A 20,386-nucleotide genomic window follows, 5' to 3' on the forward strand; every position below is an offset into this window, starting at 1 on the left:
TCCCATAAAAATTGCTCCCTCTATAGTAATGACAGTTTTATTATTTTAACTGTCTACTATAAAGGGAGCATATCAATTTTTGATTTGCAACTGCTTTTTTTAAATCATTTTTTCAAACTCTTCCTCTGATAGTACAGTAACGCCTAAATCCTGAGCTTTTGTAAGCTTAGAACCTGCTTCTTCCCCTGCTATGACATAGTCAGTTTTTTTACTTACACTACCAGATACCTTTGCACCTAGTGATTCTAATTTAGCTTTAATTTCGCCCCTAGAATACTTTTGTAAGGTTCCTGTAACTACTACTGTTTTCCCATTAAATGAGCTTTCAATTATTACTTTCTCTTCAAATATAGGACTTACTCCTAAACTTAATAATTCTTCTATAGTATTTAATACTTTTTCCTCATGGAAAAACTCTAAAACACATTTAGCTACTATATCACCAACATCTTGAACAGATACTAATTCGTCAAATGTGGCATTCTTTAATCCTTCAATAGATTTAAACTTATTAACTAAATCCTTGGCTGTTTTAACACCTACATTAGGTATTCCTAAAGCATAAATAAATCTATATAGCTCTGGATTTTTGCTTCTTTCAACTGCGTCTAATAGGTTTTGAGCCTTCTTTGGCCCAAACTTATCTAAAGTCAATAACTCCTCATAATTTAACTTATATAAATCTGCAATTGATCTTATATCAAGCTTTTCAAATAATTGCTCTGCAGTTTTTTCTGAAAATCCTTCAATATTCATAGCATCTCTACAAGCAAAATGAACTATGCTTTTTACCATTTGTGGTTTGCAAGATAATGTATTTTCACAGAAATAATGTGCTCCATCTAAAACTAAATGACTTCCACAAGCTGGACAAGTTTCTGGAACCTTAATTTCAGTAGCATTTTCTAAGCTTGACTCAACAACTCCCATAATCTCTGGAATAACATCATTAGATCTTCTGATAAATACTTCTGAGCCTATCATTACACCTTTTCTTTTAATATCATCCATATTATTAAGTGTAGCTCTCTTTACTGTAACCCCAGCAAGTTCAACTGGTTCAAGTATTGCTGTAGGTCCAACCCTACCGCTTCTACCTACATTCCATTCAACATCTAAAAGAGTAGTTGTAGCCTCTTGAGCTTCAAACTTAAATGCAATAGCCCATTTTGGGAATTTAACAGTATATCCTAAAAGTTCTCTAGTTCTTATATCATCTATAGCAATAACTACTCCATCAATATCATAATTTAAATCAAATCTCATATCCTTAATTTCATTTATGTATTTTTTAACTTCTTCTAAAGTAGTTGCATACCTTATATAATCATCCATAGGTAAGCCTTTTTCTTTTATAAACTCAAGCATTTCTTCATAGCTTTTAAAGTTTTGTCCATCTTTATAACCTACATCATAAAAGAATGCTGAAAGCCCCCTTCTAGCAGTTTCTCTAACATTTAAATTTCTTAAGGCCCCAGCCGCACCATTTCTTAAATTTTTAAGTGGTGTCTCTGACGTTGCATTATACTTTTCAAAGGCTTCAACAGTCATTATAGCTTCACCATGAACTTCAAATAAATCTCCTCTTGAAGTCCTTAATGGGATTTCTTTTATTGTCTTAACTTGAGCCGTTACTTCTTCTCCAGTTTCACCATTACCTCTAGTTGCTGCTGTTTGAAGAATTCCATCTTCATTATATGTTAAATTAATAGTTAACCCATCAAATTTTTTTGTTATAACATATCTAAGATCAGGTAAATTTTCACCTCTATTATTCATTTCATTTACAAACTTAATATTTCTATTATGCCAATCCTCTATCTCTTCAAAGCTCTGTGCTTTATCTAAACTCCAAAGTCTAGCTTTATGAGTATACTTATTGAACCCCTTAAGAACTATATCTCCAACTCTTTGTGTTGGTGAATAAGGTAACACATATCCTGTTTCTTCTTCTAACGACTTTAATTCATCATATTTAATATCATATTCCTTATCTGATACTGATGGATTATCTAAAGAATAGTATTCATATGCATATCTATTTAAAAGTTCAACTAATTCCTCTATACGTACTTTCTTATCCATTGAAATCACCCTTTCTTAAATAACAAATTAAGATTTATAGGATAAAATCAAATTAACCTGACTTTATCCTATAAATAATTAAAAGAATGTTTATAAAAGCTCTAATTTTGCCATTGATAACATTAGCATTTTTACTCCTTGTTGGTTAAATGCTATTGTTAATTTCTTATCTCCATTTACATCAGCTATTGAAACTATTGTTCCTTCACCAAATTTATCATGCTTAACTTTTCTTCCTACAGTAACTTCATTTGCCGTTATTGTAACTTTTGGACCTCCAGAATTTGAAGTAGCTACCTTTGAATTATTGCTTACTCCAAAATTTCTATTTTCAAATGTTCCATAATTACTTCTTAAACTATGAGGATTACTATAAGATGGTTTAAATCTACCATTTACCGTTCCTGACCCCGAAGCTGATGTTACATCTTTATTTTCTCCTGTCATAGTTACATATTCTCTAAGATCAGATTTAATTTCTGAGATAAAGTCTGATTGTGGATATGCAACAGTTCTACCAAATACTCTTCTTACTTCAGCAGATGTCATAAATAAAGTTTCTTTTGCTCTTGTTATACCAACATAGCAAAGTCTTCTAGATTCCTCCATTTCAGAATCACTATTAAATGAAGATTGCCCTGGGAATATACCATTTTCCATACCAACCATAAATACTACTGGGAATTCCAATCCCTTTGCACTATGAATAGTCATTAAAACAACAGTTCCATTTTCATCTTCTTCATCTTCAAGTTTATCTGTATCTTGAACAAGAGATACTTTTTCTAAATACGCTTCTAATTGTGTTTTATTTATATCAAAATCACTAGAACTAGCAGCCTTTTCTTTTTCATAATTTTTTTCAAAATCAACTGCATCCGATACTAATTCCTTTAAGTTTTCTATTCTACTCTTATCCTCAATTTGTTTTGAAGCTTCAAGCTCTTTAATATAACCTGTATCTTCTAATATAGTTTCAATTAAATGTGATACCGGTACAGTTTCTGAAAGCATCATTAGATTTTCCATAAGTTCCATGAACTTTTCAATTCCTGCACAGTTTCTAGCCGTTAAAGTTGGAATGGTTCTAACTTCTGATAATGCATCCCATAAAGGTAGCTCATAGCTTTCAGCAAAGTCTAAAACTTTTTGTATAGTAGCATCTCCTATACCTCTCTTAGGCACATTTATTATTCTTCTTAAAGCAATACTATCTGAAGGATTAACAAGAACCTTTAAATAACTTAGCATATCCTTGATTTCTTTTCTATCATAGAACTTAGTTCCACCCACAATTTTATATGCTATAGCAGCTCTTCTTAAGCTTTCTTCAAATATACGTGATTGAGCATTTGTTCTGTAAAGTATGGCAAAATCCTTATACTGTTTATTTTGCTCTTTCTTTATCTTTTCAATTTGATTAGCTACGAATGTACCTTCATCACCATCCGAATATGCTCTATATATTTTTATTTTACTACCTGCCTCTTGTTCCGTTCTTAAAACCTTGCTCTTTCTTGTTGAGTTATTAACTATAACTACATTTGCAGCATTTAATATATTTCCTTTTGAACGATAATTTTGCTCTAACTTTATAACTTTAGCTTCAGGATAATCTTTTTCAAACCCAAGAATATTCTTTATATCAGCACCACGCCACTCGTATATGCACTGATCATCATCCCCCACCACACAAATATTTCTATGTTTAGCTGCAAGTAATGTTACTAGTTCATATTGAGCCCCATTTGTATCTTGATATTCATCTACCATAATATATTGGAATTTTCTTTGATAAAACTCTAAAGTTTCAGGATCTTTCTTAAATAATTCTACTGTTTTACAAATTAAATCATCAAAATCTAAAGCATTATTTTCTTTTAGTCTCTTTTGATACATTGTATAAACTTCCGCAATCTTCTTTTCCCTAAAATTAGATTCATGCTCTCTATAATAAGAATCTGCACTTTGCATATTATCCTTTGCCTTACTTATCTTACCCATTATTTCTTGTTCTGTTATTTCTTTATCATTTATATTAAGAATCTTTATACACTCTTTTATAAGTGTCTTTTGATCTGTACCATCATATATAGTAAAATTCTTCTTATATCCAAGCTTTTCAATTTCTCTTCTTAATATCCTTACACAAGTTGAGTGGAATGTTGATATCCACATATCATTAGCCTTATCCCCTATAAGAGTATGCACTCTTTCTTGCATCTCTTTAGCTGCTTTATTAGTAAATGTTATTGCTAATATCTTATAAGGAAAAATATTTAGATCTTCTATCATATGAGCCATTCTATGGGTCAAAACTCTAGTTTTTCCTGAACCTGCTCCCGCTAAAATAAGCACAGGTCCTTCTACAGTTACTGCACCTTCATACTGTTCTTTATTAAGTAAAGATTTTAAATCCAAAAGAACATCCTCCCTTCATTTTTAAAACTAAAATATATCCTTTAATCGAACATACAATCTATATAAAATTTATTATAACATAGTTAGTATATATTATTACCATAATTAATTAAATTTAAAAAAACCATTATCTATACTATTATCTAAAAAAATAAGCTTTAATTACTACTATTTTATTTACTCTAGTAAACACGCCAATGAAACCATTTACTAACTTTATTTTTTGGGACGCAAAAAAACGCAACCCTTGGGGCCAGGTTGCGCTTCAGCAATAAGCAATAAATAAAAAGGGGGCTATTTAATTCCTTTTATTTATCCTTGCATTAATATTATAGTAAAGAAAATTTTATATTGCAAGGTATTTTTGATAAATATCTTGCTATTTTTTATATATATGAATGTTTTTCTATCATATTTTGTTTTCTTTCGTTAAAAGTTCTTTAATGTAGCTAATTCCTCATCCGTAAGCTCCCTATATTCGCCTTCTTCTAAATCTTCATCTAAAGGTAGTGTACCGAACTCTGTTCTCTTTAAATACACAACCTTCTTTCCTACAGCTTCAAACATTCTTTTAACTTGATGGAACTTTCCTTCCTGAATAGTAATCATAACTTCAGAGCCATCATCAGTTGCATTTAATATTTCCAATTTAGCTTCTTTACAAAGGTATCCATCATCTAATGTAATCCCAGCTTTAAATTTCTCAACATCATCTTCTGTTACCTTCTTATCTATCTTAGCATAATAAACTTTATCTACTTTCCACTTTGGTGATATTAATCTATGATTTAATTCTCCATCATTTGTTAATAATAATAATCCTACTGTATCCTTATCTAATCTACCTACTGGGAATGGTTCAAAAACTTGATGCTCAACTTCTAATAAATCAATTACAGTTTCATCTCTATTATCATAAGTTGCAGACACTACTCCATCTGGTTTATTCATCATTAAATAAATAAATTCTCTGTAAAATATTTCTTCACCATTAATAACTATTTTATCTTTTTCTGGATCTACTTGCATTCCACTATCCTTAGCCATTTCTCCGTTAACTTCTACTAGTCCACTTCTACAGATTTTCTTAAGTTCTTTTCTTGTACCATATCCTAAATTAGATAGTACTTTATCTAGTCTTTCCATAAAACACCTCGTAAAACTTTTATATAGCTTATTCTATTATTAATATTCCTCAAATGCAATAAAATAGTTAATGTGTATTAATAAAACTACTATTAAATAAAATATAATTACTACTAAGCAATTATATTAAAAAGCTTAAATTTCACAGTCACTAACTTCAAACTCAATAGTATCGTAATCCTCATAAGGAACATCTTTATGAAAACTTTTATCTAAAACTAATACTCTATACTCTCCAGCTTTAAATGGTATAAATGTATAATAATTTTTTCTGCTATACCCTTGGGCTAAAATCCATTCTCCATTTATCATTATATAAAACTCATAACAAACTTCTTTTCCACCTTTAGATATAGCTTCAAATGTTATTTCTTCACCTATTTTTAAACTGTTAGAAGATAATTGTAATTTAGTTGAATTTACTGAAACAACCTCATGAACATAAATAGAAACTTCCTTCTTACTATCATACTCTTCTGTAGACTTAATATTTTTAGCATATATTGTAAAAGTATATTTCCCAGGACATTTTGGCTTTATTTTTATTGATTTTTCTCCTATAAATCCTGTACTTTCTACTTCATATCCATTTATTTTTGTAACAAATTTGGTTAAAACATATTTTGTATTTTTAACTATTGTCTCAATATTAATTATGTCTCCAACTAAATACGTTTCTTTACTACTTAATAAAATATAATCTATATCTGCAGCTACATAATCTTTTGCTTGAATAAATAATGATGTAGAAGCATCATAAGTCTTTGATGAGAATTCATCCTTAACCTTAATATCAACTTCATACTCTCCTGGTTCTGTTGGTATAAAATTAACCCAATTATTTGTTCCATATTCTAATCTTTCTTTTTCAATACCATTTTTATATATTGTAAATTTATATAAAGGTTTAATACCACCTTCTGTTTTTACTTTAATATTTACAGGTTCATTAATAATACATCTTCTTCCTTTATCACATTTAATATCTACTATTCTAACCGGCTTTTCACCCTTATTATAAATCTCATATTGAATAGATGCCATATCTTCATGATCTCCACTAAATGATATATCCTTAACCTTGAGAGTTATCTTGTATTTTCCCTCTTCCCTTGGTTCCCATATGCATTCATTTCTTCTTATATAACCACTATCTTCTGAAACAGGTCCCTCTATAATATATCTATATAATAGCTCTCTTCCACCATCTACCAATGACACTAAATTAATTTCAGTTCCTGATGCTTGTGGAGATTTTATATCACTCTTAAATGATCTAATTTTAATATCATTATATGGATTTACATTATAAATAATAACAGCTCTATCATCAAATGATTTTGTTGAAAACATATCTCTTACTTGACATAGAAGCTTATATTCACCTGCAATTTTCTCTTTAAAAGTAACTATACTCTTTGAAGAAAAATCCTGAATACATACAACTTTTCCCTCTTTATTAACTTTTAAAAATTTGTATAATAATGGTCTACTTTTTTCATAATTAGCTTCTACCTTAAAAATCAACTCTTCGTTAATTAGCATATTTTGAGTCAAGCAAACAAAATTAGTTATTTCAACCTTTTCTAATTCTGTAACTTCAAATTTTACAGTGGTAAAATCATCAACATTTCTTTCTGAATCAACTCTCTTAGTTTCTATTAATATTTCGATATTACCTGATTTTGTAGCTGTAAAAACAAATTCATTTTCAGTGCTATAATCCCGTAAAACTTCCCAATCCTTTTCACCATTTATCCAAAATCTATACAATACAAGCTCTTCGTTAGATATAACCTTAATTGGTAATTTCTCTCCAATACTTATTTTATTTTTATCTATTTTAACTTTATTTATTATATTTGAATTTTCTACTATTTCATACTCCGATCTACCAAGATAGTCATATGCATTTTTACAGTTATTTGATTTACCCTGAACCATTATCATATATTTTCCTGGTTTAGTAGGCTTCCAAGTACAAATATTGCTTTTTGAAAAGTCTTGTATAGGCTTCCATATACCTTCAATTCCCTCCATAAATTTATATTCAACTTCATCATTTTCGCTTAAAAATGCTGCAATATTTATATTTTTATTTAAATCAGCAGGGCTTTTATTGTCAAAATCAATTAAAACCTCTTTCATATTTCTCTCCACCTCACCATATCCTATATATTTAGTTCCATTTCTTTACATAATTTCCTATTTAAATTATACTATTTTAGTTTTAAAATAAAAACTGAAATTTGTCTAATAGATATAAAAAAAAGAACAAACTATAGATATATTTCTACAGCTTATTCTATATTTTTATCTTTTATTAAATATAATAAATTTTTTTGTAATCTATTATCATCTTCTATAGTTCTTTTTTTAGCATTTGGAGTTTTTCCTCCACCCTTTCTTATCTTCTGAGATAAATGTCTTTGTTCTAACATTGAGTCTATATTCTTATTTGTATAAATATATCCTTTAGGGCTAATTACTCTAGCCTTTTTTCCTAAGCAAATAGCTGCAACTCCATAATCCTGCGAAATTATGATATCACCACTATTACATTCATTAACTACCTTCATATCTACACTCTGAAAACCACTATCTACAACTCTAACTTCCCCATAATTAACTGTAATAAAATGATGTATATCACAATAAATTATAAGCTCTAACCGATACTCTTTAGCTATTTTCTCAATAAGAGGTACTCCAGGACATCCATCTCCATCAACAATAATCTTCATATCTCATTACTCCCTTAAATTTAAATATATAGACACACTTTATATCTTTAAAACTATAACTACTATTAGTAATAAGTAAAAAAGTATTTCTTATACATTTTTAAGATTATATAAAAATAATCCTCCGTAAAAGAAATACTTTTCACTACTAAAAAATTATAAAAAATTCCCTAAGGAGTTTTTTAATTAACTCTTTAACTTTTTAACTCTTTAACTATTTTAATCTTGCTTCTAACTCAGCTTTTAATTCTTCAAATCCTGGCTTACCAAGTAAAGCAAACATGTTTTTCTTGTATGCTTCAACACCTGGTTGGTCAAATGGATTAACACCTAATAAGTATCCACTAATTGCACAAGCCTTTTCAAAGAAGTAAACTAATTGTCCGAAGTAGTATGGTGATACTTCTGGAATATTTAAAATCATGTTAGGAACTCCACCGTCACAGTGAGCTAATAATGTTCCGTTAAACGCTTGTTTGTTAACAAAGTCAACTGTTTTACCAGCTAAGAAGTTTAATCCATCAACATTTCCTTCTACTTCTTCTATAGTAAGCTCTTTAGTAGCCTTTTCTACATTAAGAACTGTTTCAAACATTATTCTGCTACCATCTTGAATGAATTGTCCCATTGAGTGTAAGTCTGTTGAGAAGTCAACAGCTGCAGGGAATATACCCTTTTGATCCTTACCTTCTGATTCTCCATATAATTGTTTCCACCATTCATTGAAATAGTGTAATGATGGTTCATAGTTAACTAAAACTTCTACATTTTTACCTTTGTTATATAATGCATTTCTCATAGCTGCATATTGATAACAATCATTTTCTTTTAATGATGGATTAGAGTATTTTTCTCTAGCATCAGCTGCACCTTCCATCATTTCATCAATGCTTATTCCAGCAACTGCAATTGGTAATAAACCAACAGCTGTTAAAACTGAGAATCTTCCACCAACATCATCAGGAACTACGAATGTTTCATAACCCATAGTATCAGCTAATCCTTTTAATGCTCCTCTTTCTTTATCAGTAGTTGCAAATATTCTTTCCTTTGCTCCATCAACCCCATACTTCTTTTCCATGAAGTCTTTGAACATTCTGAAAGCTATAGCTGGTTCTGTAGTTGTACCAGATTTAGATATAACATTAACTGAAACATCTAATCCTTCAATAGCTTCAAATAAATCTGTAATATATGTTGAACTTATGTTATTTCCAACGAAGAACACCTTTGGAGTCTTTCTCTTGTTATTTGGTAACATGTTATAGAAGTTATTTGTTAACATCTCTATAGCAGCTCTTGCACCTAAATAAGAACCCCCAATTCCGATAACTATTAAAACATCAGAATTTGATTTTATTTTTTCAGCTGCAGCCTTTATTCTTCCAAACTCTTCTTTATCATAATTTACAGGTAAATCTAACCATCCTAAAAAGTCACTTCCTGCTCCAGTTTTTTCATGAACTGTTTCATGAGCCCACTTAACCATACCTTCCATCTTGTCTAATTCACATAAAGATGCATATGGTTGAACTTTTGATAAATCTAAACTTAAACCATTTCTCATTTTCTTACCTCCAAATAATGTGGGATTTTTAACAATCCTTATTATATCATAATTTTTCTTATATTAACAAATTTAACAATAATATAATTGATTATTTTACATCAATTATATTCTAATTATTTAATTACTTTCAATATTAATTTTATAAATTACTAACACACCATAGATTTTTGTAAATTCATACAAAAAATACAAATAAAAAAGTCGTTTTATAGTGTTTTATTGCATATCACTATTATGAGTATTTGCTTTTATAAATTATTCACTCATTATCTCAATTGCTCTTTGAACTTTTTCTTGATTTAAATCTTTAGCCTTACCAATAGTTCCTCCTAATTTGCTCCATACATAGTTATGAACTTCCACTCCATTTGAAAAATCTAATTCTAACCATTTTTCTAATTCACTTGAAAGATAATCATCTTGATCCTTCAAATCGTTAATAAGCTGAGTAACTGCATCTCTACTCATTTCACTTTCTCCCCATATATTTCCATCTTCTGCTACTATTATAGTATTAGCCATATAATGAACCCTTTGATAACATTCATTTAAATCAACCGGTGTTGCTGTCGTATTTTCATTTTCAACAATTTCTTTATTCTCTTCAACTTCTTTTTCTTCACTAATTTCATTTACTTTATTAAATGCAAAATTAACAATTTCATATCCATTACTCCACAATACTAATATTGTGGAAAGTGATATTATTAATACTAAAAGAATTACCACTATTTTCTTCCCATTTGAGGACTTATCATCAAACTCATCTTCAAACTCTTCCTCATCCATATCTTCTTTATCTTCTATCATTTCTTTAATTTTTTCATTCATAAAATCCTCTACATTTGTTTCTTTCTCCTCTTTTTCTACCATTTTATTACCCTCTTCATCAATTTCTCTCTTATCACGTTTAATAGTTTCAGTTAATCGCTCTTTAACGCTTTTCCCCATAAATGTACCCCTCCTATTTTACAGCTAGTTGTATAATAATTATACCATATAATTACATTTATGGTTATTAAAAGCATGATTTTTCTAATTTTTTATATTAGTTTTATCTTTTAAAACTTTAATTTTATTTCTTATCTCATTTATATATTCCTCAAAAGCTAATCCTCTATTCATTATATCTTCTGCTATTTCTTCATTTCCTATATATCTAAAATGCCACGGCTCATAATTATACCCCGTTATATCTTCTTTACCTTTTAAATATCTTAATATAAAGCCATATTTATAACAATTATTGGTAAGCCATCTAAATGCATCTGTATTTTCAAATCCTTCATCTAATGTTTGATAATCATCACATAAAATATCTAAAGCTAGTCCACTCTGATGTTCAGAAGCACCAGGTTCTGCCGTATATGCCTTTGTTCTAGCTTCTCCCTTTTGCTCAATTCTAGTATTATATAATCCCTTTTGAATATCATAACTTCTATATCCAGATACTCCAACTAATGAAATTCCATCCTTTGCTGCATCCTCAAACATTTTTTTTGCTGCATCAGATGTTTTACTTTCTAGATTATTATCTTGAACATAATCTAAAAACTTCGCCTCCGATACTTTTAAATTATTAGGAACATAATTTTCATCTAATTTATTCTCTTTATTAATTAAAATAAGATATGGGTTATTTAATATGCTATCTAAACGCTCTATTTCATTATAGTCATTTTCCATTTCATTATATTCTAAACTTTTAGCACCTCTACTTGCTAAATTCATTTCATTTTTATTTATCTCAACATTGCTTATTTCTTCATTTTTATCTACATTATCCTTAGGCATTACTAAATAAATACTAGTACCTAAAAGTATTAAAACTATTACTATTTGAATTCTTTTGTCTATTTTAAGTTTCATTTCACCCTCCTTACAATCATATATACAAGTCTACCTATATAAATAATAAATAATAAATAATAAATAATAAATAATAAATATATAGTATGACTTACTTTGTATACATATATTATTATATTAATACTTATTTAAGTATTTATCTATATAAACATTTAAACTTTAACATCTTAACCCTAACATAAAAAAATATAAAAGGCTGAAGCTTATTATTAAACTTCAACCTTTTATATTTTTTAATTTTATTTATTCTTCTTTTTCTTTAATACTATAGTTCCTAAAGTTATAGCTATCATTGAAATACTTGAAGCTACTATTGGACTCATTCCTCCAGTTTGAGGTAATTTTCCTCCATTGTTAGGTCTAGTTGATATTTTTTTAGTTGTAAATGATATAGTTCCTGCTTCTGATTTATTTCCTGCTGCATCAACAGCTTTTATACTTAAATTATATTTAGTACCTGCTTTAAGATCACTTATTTTAACAGATGTTTTATCTTTAACTGTTACTAATAATTTATCTCCATTGTATACCTCATATGCTACTACTCCTACATTATCTGTAGACTCTTTCCAGCTTATATAAACACTATTTTCTGTAATCTTTTCTACTTTAATATCTTTTGGAGCTGTAGGTGCTTCTGTATCAACTTCCGGCTTTATTTCTTCTGTTTTAAATGATACAGTTCCTGCTTCTGATTTATTTCCTGCTGCATCAATAGCTTTTATACTTAAATCATATTTAGTATCAGCCTTAAGATCACTTATTTTAATAGATGTTTTATCTTTAACTGTTATTAATAATTTATCTCCATTGTACACCTCATATGATACCACTCCTACATTATCTGTAGATGCTTCCCAGCTTATATCTGCACTATTTTCTGTTATATTTTCTGCCTTTATATTAGTTGGAACTGTAGGTGCTTCTGTATCAACTTCTGGCTTCATTTCTTCTGTTTTAAATGATACAGTTCCTGCTTCTGATTTATTTCCTGCAGCATCAACAGCTTTTATACTTAAATTATATTCAGTTTCAGCTGTAAGTTCATTTAATCTAGTAGATGTTCCTTCTGTAATTGTAGTTAATAATACATCATCATTATAAATTTCATATGCTACTACTCCTACATTATCTGTAGATGCTTCCCAACTTATATCTGCACTATTTTCTGTTATATTTTCTGCTCTTACATTAGTTGGAACTGTAGGTGCTTCTGTATCAACTAATTCAACATCTTTATATACTATTCTTGGAGTTACATGAATAGATGGTTTAGATGGATTCTCTATATTTCTTGCCTCTACACGAATAAAGTCGCCTTTATTAACTTCAATCTCCATAGATTCAACATCAACCTTAACCAAACTTTCTGATAATTCATATGAATTTATTTCTTCTCCATTATGAGTAAAGCTTAACTTAACTTTTCCACCACTATTTCCACTTTGGCGTAAATATGGTTCATCATCCTTAACAGATAATGTTATTACTCCTGATTTAGGGACTCTATATACCATAGAATGTCCATCTTCACGTCCTGTAGTTCCCATTGTATCTACTAGCAATCCATGTGTTGCATCGCTTGGAGTAGTTGAATGATTAGGAGCATCTATACCAACTCCACCATAATTATTACCATTCCATTGTGGATACTGTGTATCATATACTGTTAAATTTTTATACCCGTCATTTGATTTCTTTTGAGCAAACCACACATTTCCTTGTTTACCTGTATAATCAATAGCCCATTGATAATCATTTTTTACTTTTATAGTATATGCATTTTCAGATTCATTTTCAGCAATAACCTTTAAAGTCATTCCATCTTTTATATTTTCTGATTTAATTTCTTTATCACCATCAAAAACTTTAATATCTGCTGTGCTATGAGTAATTACTCCTTCTTTTAACTCACTAACAGTTGTAGGATTAGTATCTAAGCTAGGCACATATAATATTTTATTACTTTCATCTTGCATATATATTGAGCTATGAATACTATTATCTTCATTAGCTGAAATTATATATTCTTTTACTCTATCATTTAATGATATTCTAACCTTATATCCACCACTTACTAAGTCACTATTACTTAATATATTATCTTTCTTATCTAATATTTCTATTGTTATTTCCTTATCATAAGATAAATTACTTAATAATACTTCAACAGTTGTATTCTTTTCCACTCCAGAAATTGTTAAACTTTCTTGGTTTATATCATAAACATCTGAGTATAAAATTAAAGTAGTTATATTAGATTCATAAGCTCCAATATCAGGAGTTCCTTTAACTTCATTTCCAAAGAAGTCAATACCTCCATTATTTTCAATAAACTTTCCTGCATTTATTGCTGGTGAATCATCTTGTAATTTATATCCCTCAAATGCAGTTAAATCATGAGTAATTTTATCATCATTACTTGGTAATATTCCTGTATATGAGCTTGGTGCATTTCCAGCATTAACAAACTTAGGATCTTCTGTAACAGCATTTTGATCCTCTGATGGTGTATTACTATAGTTAAAATACAAGTTATTACTATAAGTTGCCCTAGTATTATTTAATGTCCAATTTTCTTCTTTCTCACTACCTGCATTATAAATAATATTATTTTCTATAGTTGCTATTCCCCCAGTCATACCTGGTCTAATAAACGGAACACCCTCTTTAATATAAAACGTATTATTATATATATCTGCATTTGGATGATTTGGTAAGTTTAATATTCCACCTAAATCATTTTGACTTATATTATAGCGGAATACTGTATTGATAGCTTCACCAAGACAAACCATAACAGTTCCCCCACCATTATTGTGACTGTAATTATATTGATAAATTGTTCCATCTCCAGAATCAGCATCCCAAGCTTGACCATCTTGATTCACACAAGTATCAAAAGCTTCATTATATTGGAATACAGCATTCTTACACTTCCATGGCCATATTCCTGCAGCAACTCTTCCAGAACCTGTTTGTGAATAATCAGTTGTGTTGATTTGTCTTGCTGCCCCATCTGAAACATTATATTCTATAATAGGTCTATCACAATACATAGTTGTAATAGAATCTCCACCAGCATCCTTTACATAATTATTTCTTATTTCAACTCCAGTTGATCCATACTTGGCAATTGCTTCATCAGATATTTCTGCACCAGTAAATTGATCCCAATATGCTGTATAACCTACTGCTATACCCCATCTATTAACATTTTCAACTATACAATTTTCAATTTTTACATCATTATATTTTGATATTCCTGTTTCTGATTCATTATCAGGTTTGAACACAGTAAAATAAATACCACCATTATTCATGTGTTTATCATAAACATTTCCCTTAACATCATGAACATTTAATCCATCTAAATATATATGGTCTACTGTTCCCTTATTTTTTGCAACAGCAGCTACTCCTGTACGGTTCATTGTGTTCAAATCATTATATACAGAATCTATTTCTGGGGCATTATTTGTAATCTCTAAATTTTTAATATTTATATATTCAACATCATATAACAATATAGATGATGATACATAACCCTTAAGTTTATGAGAAGAACTATCAAGTGGCTTTCCATAATCCTGATACCAAATTCCTTGCCCATTTGTATCAATTCTAGGATTATTACCTTCTCCATATTTATTAATTTCTATTGGAGCTTCTTCTGAACCACTACCATTAACATGTAAAAATCCATTTGTAAAAACAGATCCAGCCTCTAAAAGAACCTTATCACCTGGTTTTAATTCTATATCATTAATTTTTTGCAAGCTATAAAATGCATCTTTTTCTGATAACCCATTATTATTATCATTACCATCTAATGAACTAACATAATAAGTAGTTCCTACTATATCATCATTAACTGTCTCTGCTTTAACTATTAATGGTGAAGCTAGAGTTTGTAATAACATAGTACATGATACTGCCATGGCAAAAACTTTCTTTATCATACTATTGCACCTCCTCATCAATTGCCTCAATACCCAATCTAATTTCTGCTGCTGAAACATATATACTACTTGAATTTGTTTCACTTTCATCAGCATGCAACTTAACATATCTTGCATTTACAGTATTAAAATAAGCATATTTAGCTTGATTATTTACTTCCCAAACATCCTTTTCTGTTTCAACTTTTATCCATTCATCACTCTCATTCTCTTTAACATAAATAGAATACTTTTTAATTATTCCGTTATTACCAGATTGTCTAGGAACATATTTTAACATTGATATAGGTTGTACCTTTCCCATATCAATACTAATCCAAGCTTCATCACGTTGACACCCATTCCAGTTAGTATGCCACATAGTAGACAGATTATTGTCTATTGCAAGGCTTCCAGGTCCCTCCGTTGAATTACCTTCTTGATGACTTCCATCAGTAGCAGTCATGTTATCTATGGAATATTCTACAAATGTTCTATTAACATTAATTATATATTCTTTTACACTACCATCTACAAATGTAACCTTTAATTTGTATCCACTCTTAACAATCTCATTTTCATTTACAACTTTATTTCCATTAAGTACTTTCAAGTTAACTCCATTAGAATACTTAAAGTTACTTATGAAATTACTAACAGTAGTTTTCTTTTCTACCCCACTAATATCATTTTCGTTAATGTTATAAACATTAGAATAAATTACATTAACAGGTTTTTCATTTTTAGTATCAACTTCTTGTATTCCTATATCAGGAATAAGTCCAACAATATTCCCAAAGAAATCCTTATCATTTCCACCAGCAACATATATACCTGAATTTATAACTGGCGAATCTTCTTTAACCTTGTATCCATCAAATACACTTATATCATGAACCTTTCCTATAGAACTTGTAGGTGCTGATCCTGGATTTATAAACTTAGGATCTTCAGTTATTGCAAACTTATCACTATTTGGAGTAGTATCATACCCATAATATAAGTTATGTGTAAACTGTTGATTTCCTGGCTCCCACTCATCATTTGGATTACCTGTACTAATATTATAGAAAATATTATTAGCTAAATATCCTTGTCCACCTCTTTTTCCTGGTTGAGGATGATGTATTCTTGTTTCACGATCTCCATCCACATAAAAAACATTATTATATATTTTAGCTAATGGATTACCTTGGAATGTAATTAAACTATTTAAATCATTTTGGCTAATATTATAACGGAACACCCCATTATATGCTTCATTTAAACATATAAGCATTGCTCCTCCACCATTATTATGGCTGTAATTATATTGATATACTGTTCCATCTGACCAGTCAATATCCCACGCTTGACCATCACCATTATTTTGACCTATTGTATCAAATGCCTCGTTATTTTGGAAAATAGCATCTTTGCATTTCCAAGGCCATATAGTAGCACAGAAATTTTGCCAATAGCTATACTCTAACATATCTACACCAGCTCTATCTGATACATTTTTTTGTATTAATGGACGATATGAATACATAACACATATAGCATCATTTCCTGAATTTTGAACATAATTTTCTTCAATTAAAATATTAGTATGTCCATACTTCTTAACAGTTTCATCATCAATTGCAGCCCCATTAAATTTACCATGATTATATGTGTAGCCCATTACTATTCCAGCACGAGATACATCCTTTACATGACATCCTCTAATTACTATATCATCATACCTAGCAATACCAGTTTCAGACTCATTATCTGGCTTTGAAACATTCATTTGAATTCCGCCATTATTCATATGCTTATCTTGTATATTTCCATCAACATCATGTATATATAAATCTTCTAAATAAATAGATTCCATAGTGCCACCATTTTTAGCTATAGCAGCAACACCTGTACGATCCATTCTAGCTGATACTTTATCACTTGCACTTAAATAATCAAAGTCATCTGATTTATTTGTAATCTCTAAATTATTAATCTTAATAAAGTCTGTATCATAAAGTAACACTGTAGATGATACATATCCTTTACTCCTATGACCAGAGTTATCCATAGGTTGTACATAATCCTGATACCAAACACCCTCACCATCACCATTAATTATAGGTTTAGCTTCTCCACCATACTTAGTTATCTCTATTGGATTTTCCTTTGTTCCGCTTACATCTTTTAAGTGAATAAATCCATTAAAAACAGATCCTGATTCCAATAACACTCTATCACCAGGCTGTAAGTCAACGCCAACAAGTTTATCTAAAGTCTCCCATGCTTTATCTTCTGTTGTAGCATCATTGCTGTTATCACCATTAAGACTACTTATATAATAATCTCTTCCAGTAGTACGTTTTAAACTTTTTTCTGCATAAGTCTCTACTGTAAATAAAGAACTAAAAACTCCTACAGTAAGTGCTAAACTAACTGATTTTAATAACCTCTTTTTCATAACTCCCCCTATTTAACATTATTTTTTGTAAAACTATAAACATTGTTAATATCATTACTAACCTCTAATTCATTAGCACGTTTTGTAATAATATCCTCATAACGTTCCTCACGTAACGCTTTCTTTACGTTATCAGCCACCTCCTCATATGGTATATAATCATAATTTATTCTATTGATACACTGTATCAAGTATAAACATCCATTTTGATCTATTACTTGTGTAACATCTCCAGATTGAAGATCCATAGCAATTTCTAATACATCACCCATTATTTTAGCCATAGAAGATACTTCAGCAGATAATATTGTTTCCTTACTAAAATATTCATTAAGTAATTCATTATTTTTACATAAACTTTCTAATGAATTATTAGCATCTATCTTTTTACTTACTTCTATCATGCTATTTTTTATTTCATTAGTCTTATTTTCATCTAGCTCTAGCGCACTATAGTATACCTTTACAAAAGCTAGTTCAAAATCATCATTTTTAAGAAAAAGCTTATCTTTACTGTTGTTATAATATGTCTTTCCTTCATCTATAGATATCTTCATTCCTTCATTTGTTAAATCATTACAATATGCCTTTTGGATACAATCAGTTTCATACTCTAAAAATATATCTTCAGTATATTTAGACAACCCATAAATAGGTTTTCCTTCTTTTACACTTTTTTCTCTTGCCTCATTCTCATTATTTAATCGTTCAATGAATTCCTTGTACTCTACAGAATCAACATAACCTTTATCCTTTGCCACTTCATAAATACCATGTATTCTCTTTAACTCTTCTATAGTTTTATCAGCTAACATCTTATAAGGATATTCTCCTTCAAATTCTTTAGTCCAAAAATCATCAGTAATTTTCGCTCCATATTTTTCAATAAAATACTGTGTAACTTCATATTTTTTACTATTCATAGCACGAATATATTCATTATTACTAATTTTACTTCCTTCAATTTGTAAGTTTATATTATTAATCGTTCTAGAATACACAAGGGTACTTACTATTAATATTAGCGCTATAGTTATAGATACAGTACATACTAACTTACTTCTAATTTTAAATTTACTTTTCATCTTCGTTGTTTTATTCTTTTTCATCCTATCACTTCTTTCCCTATTTATTCTTAATATAGAAAATATTAGATTGTTATATTATAATTATATCAATAATTAATTTTTAAATCTTATATAATAAAGCCTGGTTTAGAAATAAAGTTGTCTAAAACGGAACAAATAAAAGAGAGGTACTTATATGATTAAAGTTGATAATGAAATCTTCTCTGATACTTTAATAAATATAAATAAAAAATATATTATAAGCGCTACTATTCAGGAAAGAGAAAATTATTATACATTTCCTAGACATACACATAGAAGTGTTGAAATTTATTATTTTATAGAGGGATCTTGTAAGATGGATATTGGAGATGAGGTTATTGATGCTAATAAAGGACATATTATTATAATTCCACCTAATATAGTTCATTCATTTTATTTAGAAACAAAAGAAAAAACTAAATTTATTCATATTCACATTGATGTTAATGAATTAGAATTACTTCTTACAATGGATAATAATATTAAGATTAATTTAATTCCAATTATCTTTTCAATAAAGTATCATTATAGAATAGTTGCAGATAACAATTTAAAATCTTTATTATATTCAATAATTAAAGAAAAAAATGATACTAGCATTATTTCAAGAACATTATGTAATCTATATTTAATTGAATTTATAATAAATGTTATAAAGAAAGAAGATATAACATCTTTATTTTCAAACTTTAAAAATACAATTACACCTAGATATGTTTTACTTTCCTTTGAATATATTGAAAATCACTACTCAGAAAAAGTTCTTATTTCTGATATATCTGAAAGTCTTAATATATCCTCACGTTATTTAAGTAAACTATTTTACAAAGCAACTAATTTAACTATTTTTCAATATTTAACACTTTATAGAGTTAATAAAGCCATTAATCTAATGCTTACTACTAATGAATCACTTACAGATATTTCTTTAAATGTTGGACTTGGTGATGTACAACATTTTTCTAAAGTATTTAAAAATATAATAGGAATAAACCCACGTAAATATAAGCAATTATTACTTGAATCATAAAAAAACTGTAACCTTAGATTTTTCT

General features: G+C 28.8%; 12 protein-coding genes. 1 reads left to right on the top strand and 11 read right to left on the bottom strand.

What is annotated here, in order from left to right; translation table 11 throughout:
- Positions 1-99: 99 nt before the first annotated feature.
- The 11 genes from ligA to HCG76_RS12110 all read right to left on the bottom strand — a co-directional run bounded on the left by ligA (position 100) and on the right by HCG76_RS12110 (position 19,331).
- Positions 100-2,085, bottom strand: coding sequence for an NAD-dependent DNA ligase LigA (ligA, locus tag HCG76_RS12060; RefSeq protein WP_221701197.1), 1,986 nt, complete (start codon positions 2,083-2,085; stop codon positions 100-102).
- A 90-nt stretch (positions 2,086-2,175) separates the two neighbouring features.
- Positions 2,176-4,506, bottom strand: a complete 2,331-nt coding sequence (pcrA, locus tag HCG76_RS12065; protein WP_221701198.1) for a DNA helicase PcrA — start codon at positions 4,504-4,506, stop codon at positions 2,176-2,178.
- A gap of 429 nt (positions 4,507-4,935) precedes the next feature.
- The gene (locus tag HCG76_RS12070; RefSeq protein ID WP_221701199.1) at positions 4,936-5,652 is read right to left on the bottom strand and encodes a pseudouridine synthase; all 717 of its coding nucleotides are present in this window, start codon (positions 5,650-5,652) and stop codon (positions 4,936-4,938) included.
- A gap of 135 nt (positions 5,653-5,787) precedes the next feature.
- Entirely contained in the window at positions 5,788-7,800 is a 2,013-nt protein-coding gene (locus tag HCG76_RS12075) for a triple tyrosine motif-containing protein (protein ID WP_221701200.1), read from the bottom strand.
- 152 nt (positions 7,801-7,952) lie between these two features.
- Complete coding sequence (locus HCG76_RS12080; protein WP_221701201.1) at positions 7,953-8,396, bottom strand: YaiI/YqxD family protein; 444 nt, start codon at positions 8,394-8,396, stop codon at positions 7,953-7,955.
- Positions 8,397-8,610: 214 nt separating this feature from the next.
- The gene (locus HCG76_RS12085; protein ID WP_221701202.1) at positions 8,611-9,963 is read right to left on the bottom strand and encodes a glucose-6-phosphate isomerase; all 1,353 of its coding nucleotides are present in this window, start codon (positions 9,961-9,963) and stop codon (positions 8,611-8,613) included.
- A 258-nt stretch (positions 9,964-10,221) separates the two neighbouring features.
- A complete protein-coding gene (locus HCG76_RS12090) occupies positions 10,222-10,917 on the bottom strand; it encodes a DUF6241 domain-containing protein (protein ID WP_221701203.1) in 696 nt (231 codons plus the stop codon).
- An 84-nt stretch (positions 10,918-11,001) separates the two neighbouring features.
- On the bottom strand, positions 11,002-11,835 hold the full coding sequence (locus HCG76_RS12095; protein ID WP_221701204.1) for a M15 family metallopeptidase: 834 nt from the start codon (positions 11,833-11,835) through the stop codon (positions 11,002-11,004).
- Positions 11,836-12,074: 239 nt separating this feature from the next.
- The gene (locus tag HCG76_RS12100; protein ID WP_221701205.1) at positions 12,075-15,797 is read right to left on the bottom strand and encodes a fibronectin type III domain-containing protein; all 3,723 of its coding nucleotides are present in this window, start codon (positions 15,795-15,797) and stop codon (positions 12,075-12,077) included.
- 1 nt (position 15,798) lies between these two features.
- Positions 15,799-18,222: a discoidin domain-containing protein gene (locus HCG76_RS12105; protein WP_221701206.1), complete on the bottom strand. Its 2,424-nt coding sequence runs from the start codon at positions 18,220-18,222 to the stop codon at positions 15,799-15,801.
- 8 nt (positions 18,223-18,230) lie between these two features.
- Positions 18,231-19,331: a hypothetical protein gene (locus HCG76_RS12110; protein WP_221701207.1), complete on the bottom strand. Its 1,101-nt coding sequence runs from the start codon at positions 19,329-19,331 to the stop codon at positions 18,231-18,233.
- A gap of 154 nt (positions 19,332-19,485) precedes the next feature.
- On the opposite strand from HCG76_RS12110, the gene HCG76_RS12115 reads away from it, so the two are divergent.
- Entirely contained in the window at positions 19,486-20,361 is an 876-nt protein-coding gene (locus tag HCG76_RS12115) for an AraC family transcriptional regulator (RefSeq protein WP_221701208.1), read from the top strand.
- The last annotated feature ends 25 nt before the right edge of the window (positions 20,362-20,386 follow it).

The sequence above is a fragment of the Clostridium sp. K13 genome (assembly GCF_019734195.1).
Taxonomy (GTDB): domain Bacteria; phylum Bacillota; class Clostridia; order Clostridiales; family Clostridiaceae; genus Clostridium.

Excerpts from the sequence above, each read along its gene's own strand:
- ligA (WP_221701197.1), bottom strand. The coding sequence starts at position 2,085 with ATGGATAAGAAAGTACGTATAGAGGAATTAGTTGAACTTTTAAATAGA.
- HCG76_RS12070 (WP_221701199.1), bottom strand. The coding sequence starts at position 5,652 with ATGGAAAGACTAGATAAAGTACTATCTAATTTAGGATATGGTACAAGA.
- HCG76_RS12075 (WP_221701200.1), bottom strand. The coding sequence starts at position 7,800 with ATGAAAGAGGTTTTAATTGATTTTGACAATAAAAGCCCTGCTGATTTA.
- HCG76_RS12080 (WP_221701201.1), bottom strand. The coding sequence starts at position 8,396 with ATGAAGATTATTGTTGATGGAGATGGATGTCCTGGAGTACCTCTTATT.
- HCG76_RS12085 (WP_221701202.1), bottom strand. The coding sequence starts at position 9,963 with ATGAGAAATGGTTTAAGTTTAGATTTATCAAAAGTTCAACCATATGCA.
- HCG76_RS12090 (WP_221701203.1), bottom strand. The coding sequence starts at position 10,917 with ATGGGGAAAAGCGTTAAAGAGCGATTAACTGAAACTATTAAACGTGAT.
- HCG76_RS12095 (WP_221701204.1), bottom strand. The coding sequence starts at position 11,835 with ATGAAACTTAAAATAGACAAAAGAATTCAAATAGTAATAGTTTTAATA.
- HCG76_RS12100 (WP_221701205.1), bottom strand. The coding sequence starts at position 15,797 with ATGATAAAGAAAGTTTTTGCCATGGCAGTATCATGTACTATGTTATTA.
- HCG76_RS12105 (WP_221701206.1), bottom strand. The coding sequence starts at position 18,222 with ATGAAAAAGAGGTTATTAAAATCAGTTAGTTTAGCACTTACTGTAGGA.
- HCG76_RS12110 (WP_221701207.1), bottom strand. The coding sequence starts at position 19,331 with ATGAAAAAGAATAAAACAACGAAGATGAAAAGTAAATTTAAAATTAGA.
- HCG76_RS12115 (WP_221701208.1), top strand. The coding sequence starts at position 19,486 with ATGATTAAAGTTGATAATGAAATCTTCTCTGATACTTTAATAAATATA.